The 20,447-nt window shown below is 71.8% G+C and carries 16 protein-coding genes and 1 rRNA gene; 12 read left to right on the forward strand and 5 right to left on the reverse strand.

Annotated elements, in window-relative coordinates; translation table 11 throughout:
- The 3 genes from rrf to ACIOGX_RS31055 form a co-directional block, all read left to right on the forward strand.
- Positions 1 to 92, forward strand: a 5S ribosomal RNA gene (rrf, locus tag ACIOGX_RS31045); the annotation flags it as partial.
- 223 nt (positions 93 to 315) lie between these two features.
- Positions 316 to 1,509, forward strand: coding sequence for a hypothetical protein (locus ACIOGX_RS31050; RefSeq protein ID WP_401917975.1), 1,194 nt, complete (start codon positions 316 to 318; stop codon positions 1,507 to 1,509).
- Positions 1,509 to 2,330: a hypothetical protein gene (locus tag ACIOGX_RS31055; RefSeq protein ID WP_401917977.1), complete on the forward strand. Its 822-nt coding sequence runs from the start codon at positions 1,509 to 1,511 to the stop codon at positions 2,328 to 2,330. Before ACIOGX_RS31050 ends, ACIOGX_RS31055 begins: the two co-directional genes overlap by 1 nt.
- An 89-nt stretch (positions 2,331 to 2,419) precedes the next feature.
- Here ACIOGX_RS31055 and ACIOGX_RS31060 read toward each other — a convergent pair whose 3' ends face one another.
- A complete protein-coding gene (locus tag ACIOGX_RS31060; protein ID WP_401917979.1) occupies positions 2,420 to 3,697 on the reverse strand; it encodes a DUF1015 family protein in 1,278 nt (425 codons plus the stop codon).
- 71 nt (positions 3,698 to 3,768) lie between these two features.
- Between ACIOGX_RS31060 and ACIOGX_RS31065 the strand changes: the two genes are divergently transcribed.
- The gene (locus ACIOGX_RS31065) at positions 3,769 to 4,839 is read left to right on the forward strand and encodes an HAD-IIA family hydrolase (protein ID WP_401917981.1); all 1,071 of its coding nucleotides are present in this window, start codon (positions 3,769 to 3,771) and stop codon (positions 4,837 to 4,839) included.
- Positions 4,840 to 4,905: 66 nt separating this feature from the next.
- Here ACIOGX_RS31065 and ACIOGX_RS31070 read toward each other — a convergent pair whose 3' ends face one another.
- Entirely contained in the window at positions 4,906 to 5,832 is a 927-nt protein-coding gene (locus tag ACIOGX_RS31070) for a siderophore-interacting protein (protein WP_401917983.1), read from the reverse strand.
- A gap of 65 nt (positions 5,833 to 5,897) precedes the next feature.
- Here ACIOGX_RS31070 and ACIOGX_RS31075 point away from each other — a divergent pair, with 65 nt between their 5' ends.
- Positions 5,898 to 6,818 carry an ATP-binding cassette domain-containing protein gene (locus ACIOGX_RS31075; RefSeq protein ID WP_401918296.1) on the forward strand — a complete coding sequence of 307 codons (921 nt, stop codon included), beginning with the start codon at positions 5,898 to 5,900 and terminating at the stop codon, positions 6,816 to 6,818.
- Positions 6,819 to 6,858: 40 nt separating this feature from the next.
- Here the strand turns inward: ACIOGX_RS31075 and ACIOGX_RS31080 are convergent, their stop codons facing one another.
- A complete protein-coding gene (locus ACIOGX_RS31080) occupies positions 6,859 to 7,206 on the reverse strand; it encodes an SCP2 sterol-binding domain-containing protein (protein WP_356518614.1) in 348 nt (115 codons plus the stop codon).
- A 105-nt stretch (positions 7,207 to 7,311) separates the two neighbouring features.
- Here ACIOGX_RS31080 and ACIOGX_RS31085 point away from each other — a divergent pair, with 105 nt between their 5' ends.
- From ACIOGX_RS31085 to ACIOGX_RS31105, 5 genes are all read left to right on the forward strand, one after another.
- Positions 7,312 to 7,722, forward strand: a complete 411-nt coding sequence (locus ACIOGX_RS31085; protein WP_401918298.1) for a hypothetical protein — start codon at positions 7,312 to 7,314, stop codon at positions 7,720 to 7,722.
- 36 nt (positions 7,723 to 7,758) lie between these two features.
- Complete coding sequence (locus tag ACIOGX_RS31090; protein WP_356518613.1) at positions 7,759 to 8,574, forward strand: TlyA family RNA methyltransferase; 816 nt, start codon at positions 7,759 to 7,761, stop codon at positions 8,572 to 8,574.
- On the forward strand, positions 8,571 to 9,476 hold the full coding sequence (locus ACIOGX_RS31095; RefSeq protein ID WP_129770131.1) for an NAD kinase: 906 nt from the start codon (positions 8,571 to 8,573) through the stop codon (positions 9,474 to 9,476). The genes ACIOGX_RS31090 and ACIOGX_RS31095 overlap by 4 nt, the downstream gene beginning before the upstream one ends.
- A 173-nt stretch (positions 9,477 to 9,649) precedes the next feature.
- Positions 9,650 to 11,404, forward strand: coding sequence for a DNA repair protein RecN (gene recN / locus ACIOGX_RS31100; protein WP_401917986.1), 1,755 nt, complete (start codon positions 9,650 to 9,652; stop codon positions 11,402 to 11,404).
- Positions 11,405 to 12,230: 826 nt separating this feature from the next.
- On the forward strand, positions 12,231 to 13,322 hold the full coding sequence (locus ACIOGX_RS31105) for a glycosyltransferase family 4 protein (protein WP_401917988.1): 1,092 nt from the start codon (positions 12,231 to 12,233) through the stop codon (positions 13,320 to 13,322).
- 102 nt (positions 13,323 to 13,424) lie between these two features.
- On the opposite strand, the gene ACIOGX_RS31110 is transcribed toward ACIOGX_RS31105, so the two are convergent.
- Positions 13,425 to 15,053: a PucR family transcriptional regulator gene (locus ACIOGX_RS31110; protein ID WP_356518610.1), complete on the reverse strand. Its 1,629-nt coding sequence runs from the start codon at positions 15,051 to 15,053 to the stop codon at positions 13,425 to 13,427.
- Between the two features lie 80 nt (positions 15,054 to 15,133).
- Complete coding sequence (locus ACIOGX_RS31115) at positions 15,134 to 16,960, reverse strand: glycoside hydrolase family 15 protein (protein ID WP_240045728.1); 1,827 nt, start codon at positions 16,958 to 16,960, stop codon at positions 15,134 to 15,136.
- A gap of 416 nt (positions 16,961 to 17,376) precedes the next feature.
- On the opposite strand from ACIOGX_RS31115, the gene ACIOGX_RS31120 reads away from it, so the two are divergent.
- Entirely contained in the window at positions 17,377 to 19,095 is a 1,719-nt protein-coding gene (locus ACIOGX_RS31120) for a CTP synthase (protein WP_401917990.1), read from the forward strand.
- Positions 19,096 to 19,193: 98 nt separating this feature from the next.
- The gene (locus ACIOGX_RS31125; protein WP_356518608.1) at positions 19,194 to 19,820 is read left to right on the forward strand and encodes an NUDIX hydrolase; all 627 of its coding nucleotides are present in this window, start codon (positions 19,194 to 19,196) and stop codon (positions 19,818 to 19,820) included.
- The last annotated feature ends 627 nt before the right edge of the window (positions 19,821 to 20,447 follow it).

The following is a 20,447-nucleotide window of genomic DNA, read 5'->3' on the forward strand; positions in this document are numbered from 1 at the left end:
CGCCCGGTTACATTCCGAACCCGGAAGCTAAGCCTCACAGCGCCGATGGTACTGCAGGGGGGACCCTGTGGGAGAGTAGGACGCCGCCGAACAATCTTTCATGGACCCGTGGTCCAGCGTTCACGCTGGATCACGGGTCTTTTTTTGTTTCCACCCCTTTTTGCCCGAAGCGCATCGGAAGGCCGACTGCGCGAGAATGACTGCGGTACCCGAAGACAGGAGCCCAACCGATGTCCCCCAACTCCTCCGACGACCGTCCTGAGCGCGACCAGCGCCGCAGGGACAGCGGTGACCGGGGCGGCTTCCGCGGAGGTCGTGACGACCGCGAGCGCGGACCGCGGCGTGATGATCGGGACCGTGGTGGTTTCCGTCGTGATGACAACAACCGCCGTGATGACAATCGCGGTGGCGGGTTCCGTGGTGCGCGTGACGACCGGCCGAGCGGCCCCCGTCGTGATGACCGCCCCGGCGGTCCGCGTCGTGAGGACGACCGTGGCGGTCGCCCCAATTCCGGTTTCAGCGGCGGCGGTTACGGCCGCCGGGACGACAGCCGCGGTGGCCGGCCTGCCGGTGGCGGTGGGCGGCCGACCGGTGGTGCCGGCGGCGGTGGATACGGGCGTCGTGACGACCGTCCGAGCACTCCGCGTCGTTCTGACGACCGTGGCGGCTTCGGGCGTCGGGATGACCGGCCTGCCGGTCCTCGTCGTGATGACCGGCGTGACGACCGTCCCACGTTCCGTCGTGACGATCGGCGTGATGACCGTTCGTCGGGTCCGCGTCGGGATGACCGTCGTGATGACCGGCCGGGTGGTTTCCGTCGTGACGACCGTCCCAGTGGTCCGCGTCGGGACAACGACCGTGGCGGATACCGGGGGCGTGACGACCGTCGCGACGACCGGTCTGCTGGTCCTCGTCGTGATGACCGGCGTGATGACCGTCCCACGTTCCGTCGTGATGACCGGGGTGACGACCGTCCCACGTTCCGTCGTGATGACCGGCGTGATGACCGTCCCACGTTCCGTCGTGACGATCGGCGTGATGACCGTCCGTCGGGTCCGCGTCGGGATGACCGTCGTGATGACCGGCCGGGTGGTTTCCGTCGTGACGACCGTCCCAGTGGTCCGCGCCGGGACAACGACCGTGGCGGATACCGGGGCCGCTACGACCGTCGCGACGACCGGCCCGGCGGCTTCCGTCGGGATGAACGTTCCGCCGCACCTCGCCGTGACGACAATCGCGGCGGCGGCGGTTACGGGCGCCGGGACGAGCGGCCCAGCGGCCCGCGCCGTGATGACCGGGGCGGGCGTCCCAGCGGTGGCGGTGGCGGCTACGGGCGTCGCGACGACCGGGGCGGGGACCGCGGCGGATACCGGGGCCGTGACGACAACCGCGGTGGCGGTTACGAGCGCCGGGACGACCGGGACCGCGACCGCGAGCCCATCAAGCGGCTGCCCATCCCCGAGGACGTCACGGGTGACGAGATCGACAAGAGCGTCCGGCAGGAGCTGATGAGCCTGCCCAAGACGCTCGCCGAGGACGTCGCCAGAAACCTCGTCATGGTCGCGAAGCTGATCGACGAGGACCCCGAGCAGGCTTACGCGTACTCGCGTATCGCGCTGCGGCTCGCCTCCAGGGTCGCCGCCGTACGTGAGGCCGCCGGCTTCGCCGCGTACGCGACGCAGAAGTACGCCGAGGCGCTGGCCGAGTTCCGGGCGGCGCGGCGGATGACCGGCGGTGTCGACCTGTGGCCCGTCATGGCGGACTGCGAGCGCGGTCTCGGCCGTCCCGAGCGTGCGATGGCGATGGCCGGTGAGCCCGAGGTGCAGAAGCTCGACAAGGCCGGCCAGGTCGAGATGCGACTCGTCGCGGCCGGTGCGCGCAGGGACATGGGGCAGATCGAGGCCGCCATCGTGACGCTTCAGAGCCCCGAACTGGCCTCGAACTCCGTACAGCCGTGGACCGCGCGGCTGCGGTACGCGTACGCCGACGCCCTGCTGTCGGCCGGGCGCGAGGACGAGGCGCGGGAGTGGTTCGGCAAGACGATCGAGGCGGACAAGGACGGGGCGACGGATGCCTCGGACCGTCTCGCCGAGCTGGACGGCGTCGAGTTCGTCGATGCCATGGGTGAGGACGAGGACGAGCCCGGCACGCCGGTCGATGCCGACGCCGAGGCCGACGTTGATGTCGACGACGACATCGAGGCGGACGTCGAGGCCGATGTCGACGACGACATCATCGACGAAGGCGAAGGCGAAGGCGCAGCCGAGGCCGCGACCGAGGCCGAGGCCGACGACAAGAACAGCGACAAGAACAGCCACGACAAAGGCTGAGTGACGAGACGAGTGGGCGGCACCCGGACCAGGGTGCCGCCCACTCGTATGTCGGCCCAGGGCCGGCCCCGGGAAGGCCGAGGCCCGGGTCAGCCGAGAGCCAGGCTCCGCAGCACCAGCCCCGTCGCCGGCTTCGGGCCGAAGGACGTCGACTTGCGTGGCATCGTGACGCCTTGGAGCGCCAGCTCCCGTACGACGTCCTCGTGCACCGGATGCATCAGGACCGCCGTGCTGCCGTCCTGTTCCGCCTTGCTGACGGCCGCCTCCGTGTCATGGATGTAGGCGATGTGCTCCGGGGTGTCCGGGATCCGCCAGATGTGGTCGAGCAGCGTGGCGTGGAGGACCGTCGCGTCCAGGCTCCGCCAGGGCGCCGGCCGGTCGGCCGGGACCGTACGCGCCAGCAGATCCCGGTCCGGCCGGTCGACCAGCTGGAACCGGCCGTCCCCGGCGAGCAGGAACGCGTTGCCCGAGGCAGCGGCGTCGGCCAGCGCGTCGAGTGCCTCCGGGAGCGGCCCGTCGACCGTACGGATCCGGAAGGAGCCCGCCAGGGCCGCCACCGCCCGGTCGACGGGCAGCCCGTGCAGCAGCCGGTGGATGGAGCGGACCTGGAGCGGGTAGCGGGCCGTGTCGATCAGGAGCACCAGACCGTAGCCCCAGGGCCCCGGCGCCGAGTGCTCGTCCCGCAGCCGCAGATACGTCGCCCAGCGGTGATGACCGTCCGCGATCAGAGCCTGGTGGTGGGCGAGGTCATCGGTGATCTCCGCGAGGTCGCCGGGGGCGGTGACCGACCACAGCCGGTGGCCGAACCCGTCCTCCGTGGTCGTCGCCAGGAGCGGGGAGCGGCGGATGACGCGTTCGATCACAGCTGCCGCGCCGCCCGTCTCGTCCCCCTTCCGGTATGTCAGCAGCAGCGGTTCCAGATTCGCCGCGGTCGTCCGCATCAGGGCCGCGCGGTCCGCCACGACATCCGGCATCACGTCCTCGTGCGGCAGCACGATGCCGTCCGCCGGGGCGGAGAGGGCCAGGGCCCCGATGACCCCGCGCTGGAGCAGCTCGCCCTTGCGCTGCTCGTACACGTACAGCGCGGGCTCCGGATCCGGGGCGAGGATGCCCTCCGACAGCCACTGTTCCAGCGTCGTCGCCGCCTGGCGGTGACGGTCCTCGGGGGTGGCGGCCTGCGGCAGGATCAGCCGGACGATGTTGTGCGGATCCGCCGACTCCAGATGGTGCAGCCCGTCCGGCCTGACGACCACGTCGTACGGCGGCGAGGTCACCGCGGAGAGACTGCCGACCCGCTCAGGGACGTAGCGGAGTCCGCGGAACGGAATCAGCCGCAGCCCCTTGTCCGCAGGACCTGTTGTGTTCATTCGGGCATCGTATGTGCGGTACGGGGATGAGCGATGATCGGGGGACAACCCGAGCGAGGAGCGTAAGACGGATGAGCCAGCAGAGCAGGACCAGGCCGAGCGGGAGCACGACCGCGCTGAACGAGGCGTACGACACTGCTCTGCTCGATCTCGACGGGGTCGTGTACGCGGGCGGGGAGGCCATCGCGTACGCGGTCGAGTCGCTCAACACGGCCCGGGACAACGGGATGCGCCTCGCCTACGTCACCAACAACGCGCTCCGTCCGCCGGACACCGTCGCCGCGCATCTGACGGAACTCGGTGTGCCCGCCGACCCCGCCGATGTGATCACCTCGGCGCAGGCGGTGTCCCGGCTGATCGCCGAGCAGCTGCCGCGGGGGTCCAAGGTGCTGGTCATCGGTGGCGAGGGGCTGCGGATCGCGCTCCGCGAGCGCGGTCTCGAACCGGTGGAATCGGCCGACGACGACCCGGCCGCCGTGGTGCAGGGGTACGGGGGGCCCGACCTGGCCTGGGGCCGGTTCGCCGAGGCGTGCTACGCGATCAACCACGGAGTGCCGTGGTTCGCGTCCAATACGGATCTGACGATTCCGAGCGCGCGGGGGATCATGCCGGGCAATGGCGCGGCGGTCGAGGTCGTACGGATCGCGACGGGCGCCGAGCCGCAGGTCGCGGGCAAGCCGCTGCCCCCGATGCACCGGGAGACGATCCTGCGGACCGGGGCCGAGCACGCGCTGGTGGTCGGGGACCGGCTGGACACCGACATCGAAGGGGCGTTCAACGGAGGGGTGGACTCGCTGCTCGTCCTGACGGGTGTGACGGACGCGGCGGAGCTGCTGACCGCCGAACCCCGGCACCGGCCGACCTATGTGGACCTGGATCTGCGCGGGCTGCTGACCGGCCAGCCCGAAGTCACCGATGTCGCCCACGCCCAGGCCGCCGATGTATCCGAGGCCGGCGAAACCACGGGAGCCTTCGGGTGCGGGGGCTGGACCGCGTACGTCGGCGCCGGCGCGCTGGTGCTCGACGGGGAGGGCGCGGCGCTGGACGGGCTGCGCGCGCTGTGCGCGGCGGCCTGGACGGACGCGGGTGACGGCTCCTGTGCGCGGGACGCGGGCAAGGCGCTGGCGAAGCTCGGTCTGTAGCAGGCCCGCAGCGGGGCCCAGGCTCCGTAACGGCTCCGTAGGGGGCCGCGGGGCGGGCGGGATGGGTCACGCCTCCTCCGCGGCGGCCAGCAGATGGTCCTCGGACGCACCCCGGCGCCAGTAGCCGCTGAACTTGACGGCCTTGCGGTCGAAGCCGCGTTCTCCGACGAGATGGCGGCGTACGGCCTTCACCGTCGCCGACTCACCGGCGATCCAGGCGTACGGGGTGCCCCCGGGCAGAGTGGCGGCGCGGATCGCGTCCGCCGAGGCCGACGGCGTGTGGTGGCCGTGGGTCAGCCAGACGATCTCGGCGTCGGCCTTGGTGGGGAGTTCCTGGCGGTCGGCCGGGTCATGGACCTCGATCCAGACCCGGGCGGGCATGCCGGGCGGCAGGGACTCCAGGATCCCGGCGACGGCGGGCAGGGCCGACTCGTCGGCGGTCAGCAGGATCCAGCCGGTGCCGGCCGGGGGCCGGAATTCATAGCCGGCGTTCTCCTCGTCGACCGGTGCCAGGATGGCTATCCGGGCGCCGGGCCGGGCCGCTCGCGCCCAGCGGGTGGCGGGTCCTGACGCGGCGTCCACGGCCGTGCCTCCACAACTGCCGCCGCCTTCCCCGCCCTTGGCCTCGTCCCCGCTGCCGGGCTCGCCCTTGTCCTTGTCCTCGCCGTTGCCCTCCGTGGAGTGCAGGGCGAAGTCGATGACCAACTCGTGCGGGTCGCGGCGCAGTTCGCGCACGGTGTATGTACGCATGACGCCGCGTACCCCGGGGTCGAGCTCGCGCCAGGCGTCGTACCAGTCGGCCCGCGCCATGTCCGGCATGACCGGTTCGCGCTGGCCCGGCCGTGGCAGGAACAGCTTGACGCGCTGGTCGCGTCCGGCCGTGGCCATCCGGGCCAGGTCCGGTCCGCCGAGGACGACCCGCGCCATCGACGGGGTGACGCGCTCCGTGCGGAGCACCTCGACGGTGAAGAACTGGAAGGGGGCGTCGGTCATGGGGCCTCTTCGCCTTTCCCGCAGCGAGATCGATTGCGAGGGTAGGCTAACCTAACTTGATGACCATGCAGCGCCTCACCGCGGAATCGGTGACCCTCGGCTACGACCAGCGGATCATCGCCAGTGATCTGTCGGTCGAGATCCCCGACCAGTCCTTCACGGTGATCGTGGGGCCGAACGCCTGCGGCAAGTCGACTTTGCTGCGCGCGCTTTCGCGGATGCTCAAACCGTCCGGCGGGCGCGTCCTGCTCGACGGCACGGCCATCCACTCCCTGCCCGCCAAGAAGGTCGCCAGGACCCTGGGGCTGCTGCCGCAGTCGTCCATCGCGCCCGACGGGATCACGGTCGCGGATCTGGTGGCGCGCGGTCGCTATCCGCACCAGGGGCTGCTGCGTCAGTGGTCGCCGGAGGACGAGCGGATTGTCGAGGAATCGATGGCGGCGACCGGCGTCGGTGAGCTCGCCGGTCGCTATGTCGACGAACTGTCCGGCGGTCAGCGCCAGCGGGTCTGGATCGCGATGGCCCTCGCCCAGCAGACGCCGCTCCTGCTGCTGGACGAGCCGACCACCTTTCTCGACATCCAGCACCAGATCGATGTGCTCGACCTCTGCGCCGAACTGCACGAGACACAGGGCCGTACGCTCGTCGCCGTCCTGCACGACCTCAACCACGCGGCCCGGTACGCCACCCACCTCATCGCGATGCGCGACGGGCGGATCGTGGCCGAGGGCACTCCGGCGGACGTCGTCACGGCGGAGCGGGTGGAGGAGGTGTTCGGGCTGCGCTGCCAGGTCATCGACGATCCGGAGACCGGTACGCCGCTGGTGGTCCCGGCGGGGCGGCGGGCGCGACGGCCCGTATCCGTGCCGCCGCGATCCGCGGTGCAGCGATCCGTGCCGCGCGAATCCGTACTACCGGAATCCGTGCCGCGCGAATCCGTGCCGCGCGAATCCGTGCCGCCGCAATCCGTACCGTCGGGGAAGTGAGCCGGAGCGCGCCCGCCCACCGGGCCCCGACGGCGCGCCCTCAGAGCAGCGACCTCAGCCGCAGCAGATCGCGGAAACCGGCCTCCAGCCTGACCCGGCCCGAGCCCCAGGCGCGGGCGAAGTTCAGTTCACCGTCAACCAGCGCCACCAGGTCGTCGCCCGTCATGGCGAGTCTGATCTCGGCCTTCTCCGGTGGTGGACCCTCCACGGTGTCGGTCACCACGATCCGGCCGTTCACCAGACGTCCGGTGAACGTGACATCGAGATCCGTGATGTGGCAGCTCAGCGAGCGGTCGAAGCCGGCCGCCGTGCGGACCTTTCCGTCCGCCTGCGCCAGATTGTCAGAGAGCTTGTCGAGTGCGTCGCGGCACTCCTCCATCGTCGCCATCGCGATCGACGGTACCGCAGGGCTTCGCGGTAGCGTCTGGGCATGAGCGACTCGATGGCGGGCCCGGCCGGGCGAGGGTCCGGGCAGCGGCCCGTGGAACGGCCCGTGGGACGGCCCGGGGCACGGCCTGGGGAATGGGCCGGGGAGCGGCCCGAGCGGGAGACGGAACGGGGGACGGAGCGGGGGACGGAACCGGGGACGGAACAGGAGCCCGCAGGGGAGACGGCACGGGAGACCGGGGCCGCCGGACCCGCCGCCCACGACCCCGCGGCGCCCCTGCCCCTCGGCCTGGAGCGGATCCCGACCGGCGACGCCGAGGTGGACGCGCTGCTGACCCGGCTCGCCGACGCCGACCACCTCCCTGCGGACGGCCATGTCGAGGTGTACGAGGATGTACACCGGGGCCTGCGCGACGCACTGACCGCGCTCGACACACGTCCGGCACCTCAGGGCGTCCCAGGACCCCAGGGGTTTCCACCCCCTCAGGGGCCCCGGGGGCAGCCGACGCCCCGCTGACTTCTCCCGCGTACGACCACAGGAGCTGAACCGAACGTGGCTGGACTGGCACGCCGCCGTCTCGATGCCGAGCTGGTACGCCGTAACCTCGCGCGCTCGCGTGAGCACGCGAGCCAGCTGATCGCCGCGGGCCGGGTGACCGTCGGCGGCACCACCGCGACCAAACCCGCCACCCAGGTGGAGACCAGCGCCGCCGTCGTCGTGACCGAGGACGACGGCGATCCCGACTACGTCTCGCGCGGCGGGCACAAACTCGCCGGGGCGCTGGCGGCCTTCGTGCCGCTCGGACTTGAGGTCGCCGGCCGCCGGGCGCTCGACGCCGGCGCGTCCACCGGCGGTTTCACGGATGTCCTGCTGCGGGCCGGTGTCGGCCATGTCGTCGCGGTGGACGTCGGTTACGGCCAACTCGCCTGGTCGCTGCGGAGTGATGAACGCGTCACCGTCAAGGATCGTACGAACGTACGTGAGTTGACGCTCGAAGCGATCGAAGGGGAGCCCGTGGATCTGATCGTGGGGGATCTGTCGTTCATCCCGCTGGGGGTGGTGCTGCCCGCGCTGGTGAACTGCGCCGCCCCGGACGCCGATCTCGTACTGATGGTGAAGCCGCAGTTCGAGGTCGGCAAGGAGCGACTGGGCAGCGGAGGGGTCGTGCGCAGCCCGGAACTCCGGGCAGAGGCCGTACGGACCGTGGCGCGGCGCGCGGGTGAACTCGGCCTCGGGGTAAGGGGAGTCACCGCCAGTCCGCTGCCGGGACCCTCCGGAAATGTTGAGTATTTTCTGTGGCTCAGGGCCGGAGCCCCCGAACTGGACCCGGCCGATGTCGACCGTGCAGTGGCGGAGGGACCCCGTTGACGTCGAACGCAGAACGCACCGTATTCCTGCTGGCCCACACCGGCAGACCCGCGGCGATCCGCAGCGCGGAACTGGTCGTGAACGGACTGGTACGCAGCGGTCTCGGCGTACGGGTCCTGGCGGCGGAGGCGGTCGACCTGCCGCTGCCGGAGTCCGTGGAGACGGTCCCGGACGCCACCCCGGCCGCGCTCGACGGCTGTGAGCTGCTCATCGTGCTCGGCGGGGACGGCACGCTGCTGCGCGGCGCCGCGTTCGCGCGGGCCTCGGGCGTCCCGATGCTCGGGGTCAATCTGGGCAGGGTCGGCTTCCTCGCCGAGGCGGAACGTGACGATCTGGACAAGGTCGTCAACCGCGTCGTCACTCGTTCCTACGAGGTCGAGGAGCGGATGACCATCGATGTCGTCGTGCGCAGCAACGGCGATGTGGTCCACCGGGACTGGGCGCTCAACGAGGCCGCCGTGCAGAAGGTCTCACCGGAACGGATGCTCGAAGTCGTCCTGGAGATCGACGGACGGCCGGTCACCGCGTTCGGCTGCGACGGGATCGTCTGTGCCACCCCCACGGGGTCGACGGCGTACGCCTTCTCGGCCGGCGGGCCGGTCGTCTGGCCGGAGGTCGAGGCGCTGCTGATGGTGCCGATCAGCGCGCACGCGCTCTTCGCGAAGCCGCTGGTGACCTCGCCGACCACGGTGCTGGCGGTGGAGGTGCAGGCGAACACCCCGCACGGGGTGCTGTGGTGCGACGGGCGCAGGACCGTGGAACTGCCGCCGGGAGCGAGGGTGGAGGTACGGCGCGGAGCCGTCCCGGTACGGCTGGCGCGGCTGCATCACGCGTCGTTCACCGACCGGCTGGTGGCCAAGTTCGCGCTGCCGGTGTCCGGCTGGCGCGGGGCGCCGCACTGACCGGACCCGCCGGTGGCGTGCCCGACAGCCGGTGACATGACCGACAGGACGTAGGGGTGTTTCCGGGTGGATTCGGTACGTAACGCTCAGGCCGCGCACCACCCGGACACTGCCCGGTCGAGGGAATCGGGGGTGGGGTCCGTCGCGCGGGGGCTCCCGGACCTCGTATGGTCATGACCGTGTTGGAGGAGATGCGGATACGGTCGCTCGGAGTCATCGACGACGCGGTCGTCGAGCTGTCACCCGGCTTCACGGCGGTGACCGGTGAGACGGGCGCGGGCAAGACCATGGTCGTCACCAGTCTCGGACTGCTGCTCGGCGGACGCGCCGATCCCGCCCTGGTGCGGATCGGCGCGAAGTCGGCGGTCGTGGAGGGGCGGATCACGCTCGCCCCCGGTGCCCCGGCGACCCTGCGTGCCGAGGAGGCGGGGGCGGAGCTGGACGACGGAACCCTGCTCATCAGCAGAACCGTCTCCGCGGAGGGACGCTCGCGCGCCCATCTCGGCGGGCGCTCCGTGCCCGTGGGCGTGCTGGCCGAGCTGGCGGACGACCTGGTCGCGGTGCACGGCCAGACCGACCAGCAGGGGCTGCTGCGGCCCGCGCGGCAGCGCAAGGCGCTCGACCGGTACGCGGGTGACGCGGTCGCCGTTCCGTACGCCGCCTACACCGAGGCGTACCGCAGGCTGCGCACCGTCGCCGCGGAGCTGGACGAACTGACCACCCGGGCCCGTGAGCGGGCCCAGGAAGCCGATCTGCTGCGCTTCGGGCTGGACGAGATCGGGGCGGTCGAGCCGAGGGCGGGCGAGGACATCGAACTCGCCGCGGAGGCCGAGCGCCTCGGCCACGCGGAGGCGCTCGCGTCCGCCGCGTCCGTCGCGCACGCTGCGCTGGCCGGCAACCCCGAGGACCCGGAGGGCGTCGACGCGACGACCCTGGTCGGGGGCGCGGGCCGGGCGCTGGAGGCCGTACGGTCCCATGACCCCGCGCTCGCCGGGCTCGCCGAGCGCATGGGCGAGATCTCCATCCTGCTGGCCGATGTGGCCGGTGAACTCGCCGGATACGCGGACAATCTGGACGCCGATCCGCTGCGGCTGGCCGCCGTGGAGGAGCGCAGGGCCGCGCTCACCGGGCTGACCCGTAAGTACGGCGAGGACATCACCACCGTCCTGGCCTGGGCCGAGGAGAGCAGCGCGCGGCTCACCGAGCTGGAGGGCGACGACGAACGGATCGGCGAGCTGACGGCCGAGCGGGACGCCCTGCGGTCCGAGCTGTCCGCGCTCGCGCAGACGCTGACCGACGCGCGTACGGCGGCGGCGGCACTCTTCGCGCAGGCCGTCACGGCCGAGCTGGCCTCGCTCGCCATGCCGCACGCGCGCGTCTCGTTCGACATCCGCCAGACCGAGTCCGCCGACGAGGCGGACGGCGTCGAGGTCGGCGGACGCGCGGTCGTGTACGGGCCGCACGGCGTCGACGAGGTCGAACTGCTGCTGGCACCCCACCCGGGCGCCCAGCCCCGGCCGATCGCCAAGGGCGCGTCCGGTGGTGAGCTGTCGCGGGTGATGCTCGCGGTGGAGGTGGTCTTCGCGGGCTCGGATCCGGTGCCGACCTATCTCTTCGACGAGGTGGACGCGGGCGTCGGCGGCAAAGCGGCGGTCGAGGTGGGCCGTCGGCTGGCGAAACTGGCCGCGTCGGCGCAGGTGGTCGTGGTCACGCACCTTCCGCAGGTCGCGGCCTTCGCCGACCGGCAGCTGCTGGTCGAGAAGACGGTGGACGGCTCGGTGACGCGCTCCGGGGTGACGGTCCTGGAGGGCGAGGACCGGGTACGGGAGTTGTCGCGGATGCTGGCGGGCCAGGAGGACTCGGAAACGGCGCGGGCGCACGCGGAGGAACTGCTGGCCACGGCGCGGGGTGCCGCCTCCGGCGGCTAGGGCGTGTTGCGAAGGTCCCGCCTGGCCCGCGACGCCCGGCACGCACGCTCGCGGCGTTGTCGGGATCACCCCAGTACGTCCAGTACTGGGGCGACCCTCCGCCTTGCGATCGCCGCTCGGCATCCGAAGAAGGAATCAGGCGCCGAGACGGAGAGAGCGCAGCGAACGGAGTGCACCGGACGCCGCAGGGCGGGGCCTGCGCCCGCTGCGGCAGCGGCACGATGTCGCGGGCGGCGCGTGCGGTCGCACGGCGGAGGATCGTCCTCGTACTGGACGTACGTGGACGACTCCGACGACGCGGCGAGCGTGCGTGCCGGGCGGCGCGGGCCCGAGATCGACCGGACCGGGCCCGGGGCCGGACCGGGCCCGGACATACGGGGGTGTCGCCCCGGCCGCCCCTGCGCTGCCGGCGGCCGGAGGCGGCCCGCCGCCGCGTCCGTCACCGCGCAGGGGATCGCGCGCCGTATACGACGTGCTCCGTGAACAGGCCGCCGGAGGCGCGGAGTCCGGGTGCCGACTACGCCGGGCGCGGGCCGGATCCGGGCGCGGGCGCCGCGTCGGCCGGGCCGGGCCGGCCCTTCGCGCACTGGGAGTTGTCGCCGTGACGGCGTACGGTGACCGGGTCGGCCGACGCGCGTCCTCACCCATGTGAGTGATCCGGGCGCCGAGTTGAGGGGCCGGACACACGAACGACGCCCCGGCGGTGCCGGAACGTGCGTACGGACTGGCATCCTTGGCGCAGCGACTTTCGGGCCCCGCGCCGCGCCGTTTTGGGCACCCCGGCCGTCCATCCGTCACCCCATCCCGAGCCAGGAGCCTTGACCACGTGACACCACTGCGTACGGTCCAGGTACTTGGCGGCGGCAGTGCGGGCAGCAGCGCGCATGTGCGCTCACTGGCGGCCGGTCTGGCCGCCAGGGGAGTGCGGGTGACGGTGTGCGCCCCCGCCGAACTCGACCGCGCCTACGACTTCCGGGGCTCGGGGGCGTATCACGTACCCGTGCCCCGGCGCAGTGATCCGGCGGCCGTCGCGGCCCTGCGGGCGGCGTGCGTCGGCGCGGACGTGGTGCACGCCCACGGTGTGCACGCCGCCGTACGGACCGCGATCGCGCTCGGCGGGATGCGCGTGCCGCTCGTCGTCACCTGGCACACCCGTGCGCACGCCGAAGGACCGCGCGGCCGGCTGCTGCGGCTGATGGAGCGAAGAGCCGCCAGGGCGGCGGCCGTTGTGCTCGGCACCTCCTCGGAGCTGGTCGACCGGGCCCGCGAGCGCGGGGCGCGCGACGCCCGTCTCGCGTCGGTCGCGCTGCCCGCGCCCCGCCGGACCGCCGACGACGATCCCGAGAACAAGTCGCGCGCCGAACTCGGCGCCGTCGACCGGCCGTTGCTGATGGCCGTCGGCAGCCTCGTCCCCGACAAGGGATACGACACGCTGCTGGACGCGGCCAGGACCTGGCGTCACCTCGACCCCATGCCGCTGGTCGTCATCGCGGGCGAGGGGCGGGAGCGCGCCGGACTCCAGCGCCGCATCGAGGACGCCGAGTTGCCCGTACAGCTCATCGGCCGCCGCGACGATGTCTCCGAACTCCTCGCCGCCGCCGATGTGGCCCTGCTGCCCAGCCGCTGGGAGGGCCGCTCGGTCCTCGCTCAGGAGGCGCTGCGGCTCGGCGTCCCGCTGGTCGCCACGGCCGTCGGCGCCGTCCCCGAACTGGTCGGCGACGCGGCGGAACTCGTACCGTACGGGGACGCGGCGGCTCTCGCCGACGCCGTGATACGTCTCCTCGGCGATCCCGAGCGCTGCCGGGAACTCGCCGCGACGGGCCTGGCGCAGGCGGCGAGCTGGCCGACGGAGGACGAGACCATCGCGCAAGTGCTCAGCGTGTACGACGAGTTGACGCAGCCCCAGCGGTCCCACTGACCGACCGACCCACTGACGGACCGCTCCACTGACGGACCGCTTCACTGACGGACCGACGACCCACTGACCCACCCACCGGCCGGCCGACCGCGGCGCCGTCGGTCAGAGCGTGTGGCGTCTCGCCCGCAGTGCCAGGCTCAGGGCCAGCACCGTCTGCGGATCGTCCAGGTCCGTGCCGAGCAGCTCCGCGATCCGTGCCAGCCGGTTGTAGAGCGTCTGGCGGTTCAGATGCAGCTCGCGCGCCGTCTCCGCCTTGCGGCCCGCGTGGGCCAGATAGACCTCCAGGGTGGGCAGCAGCGCGGGGCGTGAGGTCCGGTCGTGCGCGCGCAGCGGGCCGATCGCGCGGTCCACGAAGGCCGCCAGATCGGGGTGTTCACGCAGCCGCCACAGCAGTAGGTCGATATCCAGCCTGCGGGCGTCGTACCAGGCGCGGTCCGGCAGTCCCTGGGCCGCCGTCGCGGTCTCAGCCGCGTGCCGCAGCCCCGCGCTCGCCGCCGCCCAGCCGCCCGCGACGCCGACGACCACCACCGGCGGCTGTGTTCCGGGACGCTCCAGCCCGGCCCGTTCCACGCCCGCGCGCAGCGCGGTCGCGACCCGGTCGGCCACCGCCGTGCGCTCGGACTCGGTGCGCAGCCCCAGTAGCAGCGGAACCCGCCCCTCCACCGGCCGTACGCCCAGCAGCACCGGCACCCCCACCGACGACAGCTCCTCCAGCACGGCCCTGGCGAGCAGCGCCCAGTTGCCGGCCGGGGCCGACTCGGGCGCCAGCCGCATCACCACCGGCAGCAGGGGCCCCTCGCCCGGCTTGAAACCCAGCACCTTCGCCTGCGCGGGCGCGTCCTCGGCGAGGATCCGGCCCTCCGCGAGATCTGTCAGGAAGTCGCCACGGCCTCGGGCCGCGAGTTCCTCCTCCTGCCGGGCCTGCATCAGGACGACCGCCAGGATGTCCGCCGCGCGCTCGGCCGCCAGCCGGTGCACCGGCAGCGGCGGCGCGGATACGGCGGGCAGCACCAGCCGTGCCCGTACCGCCCCGGTGCCGTGCCCGCCGCCGGGTACGTCCACCAGCACCGCCCCGGCCGGCGGCCCCGCCGCGCGCGCCGCCCGCTGGCCGCGCAGCCCCTCCCAGATCTGGAGCGGATCGGCGGCGGCCGGACCGGCGCCGGGGGCCGCCGCGTACAGCAGACGTCCCTCGGCCGTCTCCAGGAAGACCGGATTGCCCGCGAAATCCGCGAGGATACGGAGCACCTGCGGCACCCCGCCCCCGTCGAGCAGCGCCTCCGTGCACCGCCGGTGCACCTCCTCGGCCTGCCGCAGCAGCGCGTAGTGGCCGTTCACGATCTCGGTGTGCACCTCTTCGGTCACCGAGACGAACGGCACCTCGCGGTGCAGCTGCACCAGCGGCAGCCCGGCGGCCCGAGCCGTCTCCACGACCGTCGTGGGAAGACGGTCGAACCGGGATCCCAGCTCCACCACCAGTGCCGCGATCCCGCGCTCGGCGAGCCTGCGGACGAAGACCCGCTGCTCGGCCGGGCGGCTGCCCAGCCCGAGCCCCGTGGTGAGAAGCAGCTCGCCGCCCTTGAGCAGGGACGCGATGTACGGCACCTCACCCGCGTGCACCCAGCGCACCGTACGGTCCAGCCGGTCCGCGCAGGCGACGACCTCGGGCAGACCGGCGCGGAGTCCCGGCAGCTCAAGGGCCCGCCGCACGGTGATTCCGCCCTGACTGTCCATGACGCCGGAGGCTACTGGAAAAGCACGCGGGACCGCCCCGGCCGTACGCGGTGGCGACGGCCGGGGCTCACTTCCGGCCGTCAGCCGCCGTACGCCCCCGAGGCCGTCAGCCTCAGCGCCGTGTCGATCAGCGGGACATGGCTGAACGCCTGCGGGAAGTTCCCCACTTGGCGCTGGAGCCGGGAGTCCCACTCCTCCGCCAGCAGCCCCAGATCGTTACGGAGCGCGAGCAGCTTCTCGAAGAGCTTCCTGGCCTCGTCCACCCGCCCGATCATCGCGAGATCGTCGGCGAGCCAGAACGAGCAGGCCAGGAACGCGCCCTCGTCGCCCTCCAGACCGTCCACTCCGGCGTCCTCGCCCGAGGTCGGGTACCGCATGATGAAGCCGTCCTCCGTGGACAGCTCCCGCTGGATCGCCTCGATCGTGCCGATGACCCGCTTGTCGTCCGGCGGCAGGAAGCCCATCTGCGGAATGAGCAGCAGCGACGCGTCCAGCTCCTTGGAGCCGTAGGACTGCGTGAAGGTGTTCCGCTCCTTGTCGTACCCCTTCTCGCAGACATCGCGGTGGATGTCGTCCCGCATCTCGCGCCAGCGGTCCAGCGGCCCGTCGGCGTCGCCCGACTCGATCAGCTTGATCGTGCGGTCGACCGCGACCCAGGCCATCACCTTCGAGTGCACGAAGTGCCGGCGCGGACCGCGCACCTCCCAGATGCCCTCGTCCGGCTGGTCCCAGTGCTTCTCCAGATACCGGATCAGCTTGAGCTGGAGCACCGAGGCGTAGTCATTGCGGGCGAGACCGGTCATATGCGCCAGATGCAGCGCTTCGGTGACCTCGCCGTACACATCCAGCTGGAGCTGGTGCGCGGCGCCGTTGCCGACCCGGACGGGGCCCGAGCGCTCATAGCCGGGCAGCCAGTCGAGCTCCGCCTCGCCCAGCTCGCGCTCGCCCGCGATGCCGTACATGATCTGCAGGTTCTCGGGGTCGCCCGCGACCGCGCGCAGCAGCCACTCGCGCCAGGCGCGGGCCTCCTCGCGGTAGCCGGTGCGCAGCAGCGAGGAGAGCGTGATCGCCGCGTCGCGCAGCCAGGTGTAGCGGTAGTCCCAGTTCCGTACGCCGCCGATCTCCTCCGGCAGCGAGGTCGTCGGCGCCGCCACGATCCCGCCCGTCGGCGCGTAGGTCAGCGCCTTGAGCGTGATCAGCGAACGGACCACCGCCTCCCGGTAGGGGCCGTGGTACGTGCAGTGCTCGACCCATTCACGCCAGAAGTCGGAGGTCGCCTCCAGCGACCCCTCGGGGTCGGGCAGCGCGGGCGGCTGCCGGTGCGAGGGCTGCCAGCTGATCGTGAACGCGATCCGGTCTCCCGGCGCCACCGTGAAGTCGGAGTACGTCGTGAGGTCCTTGCCGTATGTCTCGGCGTCCGTATCCAGCCAGACCGAGTCGGGCCCGGCGACGGCGACCGTGCGGTTGTCCACCTTGTGGACCCAGGGCACGACCCGCCCGTAACTGAACCGCATCCGCAGCGCGGACCGCATGGGCACGCGTCCGCTGATGCCCTCCACGATCCGGATCACCTGCGGAGCGCCGTCACGCGGGGGCATGAAATCGGTCACTCTGACGGTGCCGCGCGGGGTGTCCCACTCCGATTCGAGAATCAGTGAGTCTCCGCGGTAGCGGCGCCGTGTGGCCCGTGGCGGCACGGAGCCCGCGGGATGCGCGGGTCCCAGTCGCCAGAAACCATGCTCATCGGTGCCGAGCAGTGCCGCGAACACGGCGTGCGAGTCGAAGCGGGGCAGGCACAGCCAGTCGACTGTGCCGTCCCGGCAGACCAGGGCAGCGGTCTGCATGTCTCCGATGAGTGCGTAATCCTCGATGCGCCCGGCCACGTGCATCTCCAGTCGAACGGCCATGTCCGCCCCGTGGGGCGCGTACTTCGGTCAAGGGTCGTTGACGAGCTCTATTTCCGGGAAATCGGGCGGGGATGGTGCCGTTTGCCGGCCGGACTCGGCAGCGAATGTTTGAGCAGGATACGACGCACCACGGGGCTCTGCGCCACGGTCCCGACAACATCGGTCCGCCGAACGGGTAGGCCAAGGGTGACTGGGGGGAAAAAGTCTGACTCGGGGGAAAGGCTCATCGGATGCGCGGGACGGCGCGTGGCCGGAAGCACCCTCCCTTCGGCGCTGATACCCTGGTAGCCCGTGGACCGGTGGACTCCCTGCAACGCAACGGGGCCCCGTACCCGCAGCGACGGAAGTCCCTTCAGTCTTCGACCGGGACACCGGCACGCACCTCAGACCGCGACCACGGGAGCCCCCTCTTGGCCATGCCGAACCGATCCTCGACATCCTCGACGACCAAGCACATCTTCGTCACCGGGGGTGTTGCCTCCTCCCTCGGCAAGGGCCTGACCGCCTCCAGTCTGGGTGCGCTGCTCAAGGCGCGTGGTCTGCGGGTCACCATGCAGAAGCTCGACCCGTATCTGAACGTCGACCCGGGGACGATGAACCCGTTCCAGCACGGTGAGGTATTCGTCACGAACGACGGAGCCGAGACCGACCTGGACATCGGCCACTACGAGCGCTTCCTCGATGTGGACCTCGACGGCTCGGCCAATGTCACCACCGGCCAGGTCTACTCGCAGGTCATCGCGAAGGAGCGGCGCGGTGAGTACCTGGGCGACACGGTTCAGGTCATTCCGCACATCACCAACGAGATCAAGCACCGCATCCGGCGCATGGCGGCCGACGACGTCGATGTCGTCATCACGGAGGTCGGCGGCACGGTCGGCGACATCGAGTCGCTGCCGTTCCTGGAGACCGTCCGCCAGGTGCGCCACGAGGTGGGCCGCGACAATGTCTTCGTCGTGCACATCTCGCTGCTGCCGTACATCGGCCCCTCCGGCGAGCTGAAGACCAAGCCGACCCAGCACTCGGTCGCGGCGCTGCGCAACATCGGCATCCAGCCGGACGCGATCGTGCTCCGCGCCGACCGCGACGTCCCGACCGCCATCAAGCGCAAGATCTCGCTGATGTGCGATGTCGACGAATCGGCCGTGGTGGCGTGCGTGGACGCCAAGTCGATCTATGACATCCCCAAGGTGCTGCACACCGAGGGCCTGGACGCCTATGTCGTGCGCAAGCTGGATCTGCCGTTCCGCGATGTGGACTGGACGGTCTGGGACGATCTGCTGGACCGCGTCCACAACCCCGACCACGAGGTCACCGTCGCGCTGGTCGGCAAGTACATCGACCTCCCGGACGCCTATCTCTCGGTGACCGAGGCGATCCGCGCCGGGGGCTTCGCGAACAGGGCGCGCGTCAAGGTCAAGTGGGTCACCTCGGACGACTGCAAGACCCCGGCCGGCGCCGCCAGGCAGCTGGCCGACGTCGACGGGATCCTGATCCCCGGCGGCTTCGGCGAGCGCGGCGTCACCGGCAAGGTCGGCGCCATCCAGTACGCCAGAGAGCACAAGGTCCCGCTGCTGGGGCTCTGTCTGGGCCTCCAGTGCATCGTCATCGAGGCCGCGCGCAATGTCGCCGGGATCCCCGACGCCAACTCCACGGAGTTCGACTCCGGCACCGCCCACCCGGTGATCTCCACGATGGAGGAGCAGCTCGCCTACGTGGAGGGCGCCGGAGACCTGGGCGGCACGATGCGGCTCGGTCTCTACCCGGCGAAGCTCGCCGAGGGCTCGATCGTGCGCGAGGTCTATGACGACCAGCCGTATGTGGAGGAGCGCCACCGCCACCGCTACGAGGTCAACAACGCGTACCGCGCGGAGCTGGAGAAGAAGGCCGGTCTGGTCTTCTCGGGCACGTCCCCGGACAACAAGCTGGTCGAGTACGTCGAGTACGCGCGCGCCACGCACCCCTATCTGGTCGCCACCCAGGCCCACCCGGAGCTGCGGTCCCGGCCGACCAGGCCGCATCCGCTCTTCGCCGGTCTCGTGAAGGCCGCGGTGGAGCGTCGGCTGGCCGCGCGCGAGGGCGCGGGCCAGGGCGGACAGCGGACGCCGGTGGAGCCGGTGGCCGCCCAGTCCTGAGCGGTCCGCCAAGCGATACGGTGGGAGCCGGGGCACGGGTCTTTCGGGACCTGTGCCCCGGTTTCCGCTTGTGCGCCACTGTGTGGGAGGACGGTTTCATGACGATCAAGGACGCCCCCGAGGAGTGGCGGGTCACCGCGACCTCGACGCCCTTCCGCGGCAACAAGACCAGTGTCCGTACGGATGACGTGGTCATGCCCGACGGTACGGTCGTGTCGCGCGACTACCAGGTCCACCCCGGATCCGTGGCGATCCTCGCGCTGGACGACATGGGCCGGGTCCTCGTACTGCGCCAGTACCGGCACCCCGTCCGCCAGAAGCTGTGGGAGATCCCGGCCGGTCTGCTCGACGTGCCGGGCGAGAACCCGCTGCACGCGGCCCAGCGCGAGCTGTACGAGGAGGCCCACGTCAAGGCCGAGGACTGGCGGGTGCTGACGGACGTCTACACCACGCCGGGCGGCTGCGACGAGGCGGTACGGATCTTCCTGGCCCGCGGTCTGTCGGAGGCGGAGGGCGAGCGCTTCGAAGTCTCCGAGGAGGAGGCGGACATGGAGCTGGCCCGGGTGGAGACGGCGGAGCTGGTTCGGGGCGTGCTCGCCGGTGAACTGCACAACAACTGCCTGGCGGTGGGGGTGCTCGCGCTCACCGCGGCGCTGGCGGGCGACGGCATCGAGTCGCTCCGGCCGGCCGAGGCACCGTGGCCCGCGCGCCCGTTCGAGTCCTGAACAGGAATCCTTGCGTTTCGGCTGTCCGATCATTCTCCAGTCTGAAAAAATGCTGATCCGATTGGGGGACATATCGGCCACGCTCCCTCGGTCTCGTCGCTGAGAGTGAACTACGCTCGGACCGCCCGTGCGGAGACCCGCCGGGCTCGGCTCGTGCGCAGGCGGACGGAGCGTGGCCCGTGACGGATCAGGCGGTGGATGTGAGTGGCCCCGGCCGTCCGGGCGCCGGGGGAAAGCGCGGCAGCACGCGGAGCGGGAAGCCAACCGCCGCGGGAACGAACGAAACTGACGGGCCGTCGGGCAAACGGCGGAGCCGTTCCACATCGGCCGCCAAGAAGCCGTCGACAGCGGGTTCCGAGACGAAAGGTACGGCCCGGGTGAGTATCCCGGAAGGTCCCGAGGACGCGACCGACGCCGTGAACGCGAGCGGCACGGAGAGGCCGGCGCCGGACGGCGTGACGGAGCGTGGTGACACGCGGCAGGCGCCGCGCGAGGGCACGGCCGCGGACGAATCGGACCCGGTGGACGGATCGGCCGGACCCGACGGGCCCGTCGGACTCGCCGATCCGGCTCCGGCGGAGGCCGGCCCCGGCGGTGGCGCTCCACGGTCCGTGCCGGGGGACCCGG

The sequence above is a fragment of the Streptomyces sp. NPDC088147 genome (assembly GCF_044741565.1).
Lineage (GTDB): Bacteria > Actinomycetota > Actinomycetes > Streptomycetales > Streptomycetaceae > Streptomyces.